The sequence below is a fragment of the Campylobacter sp. RM12642 genome (genome assembly GCF_020137635.1).
GTDB lineage: Bacteria > Campylobacterota > Campylobacteria > Campylobacterales > Campylobacteraceae > Campylobacter_E.
The window spans coordinates 1-905 of sequence record NZ_JACGAT010000071.1 but is presented as its reverse complement, the minus strand read 5'-3'; the positions used below and the strand labels follow the sequence as shown (position 1 = coordinate 905).

At 29.9% G+C, this 905-nt stretch carries 1 protein-coding gene; it reads left to right on the top strand.

Features of this window, described 5'->3' with window-relative positions; translation table 11 throughout:
- On the top strand, window positions 1-905 hold a 905-nt coding region (locus tag AVBRAN12642_RS09715), incomplete at both ends, for an Ig-like domain-containing protein (protein ID WP_336608314.1).

Here is a 905-nt window from a genome sequence, read left to right as displayed (position 1 = left end):
TAAGCCAGTAGCTCCAGTATTTGATAAACTTGTTATTACAGAAGTAAATGGTGATGATACTATAAAAGATCATTCAGCAACAGTTGATAGCAATAGCTTAGTGCTTAAAGGTAAATTAGAAAATTATCAAGGCGTAGCAGGAGATTACGAATTTGATATTCAAAGTAATATATTAAATAGCGTTGTAAATGATATTAAAGTTGTTGGACACATTGATGCAGATGGCACATTTACAATCAATCTTGATGCGAATATTATTGGTAATAATATTGGTTTAATTCAAGTTAAATTTGAAGGTAAAGCAGATGTTGTTACTATATTAGAAGCTGCAAGTAAAGAAGTAGATGCTAAAGTTGATGTTGAAATTACAGGCAATGGTGTTAATGTTGAAAATACTTTAAATAATAATAAGGTTCTTACAATTAGTGGAACAATTAAGCCAGTTGATGCTAATGGAAATGCTGTTGAATTTGTTGAAAATAAAGCTCTTGTTAAAATTAATGATAAAGTTGTTGATGTTACATTTAATAAAGATGGCTCATTTACAACTACTTATACTCCAGAAAAAGATGGAGAAGTTAAGGTAGAAGTAACTTATAATGTAAATGATAAAATAGTATCTGATGTTGCTACAACGACAATAGACACTACAGCTCCATTATTAGGAGAATTAACAGGAACTCCAGATTTAAATGGTAATTATGTTGTAGAAGGTAAAACAGAGCCAAATGCAGTGGTAACAATAAATGGTAAAACTGAAGTTAAAGCTGATGCTGATGGTAACTTTAAAGCAACATTAAATGATGTAAAAGATGGTGAAAAATTAGAATTAGTAGCTAAAGATGAAGCTGGAAATATTAGTAATGTTGGCACAATAAACGCTAAGTTAGATACTAAAGAAGGCA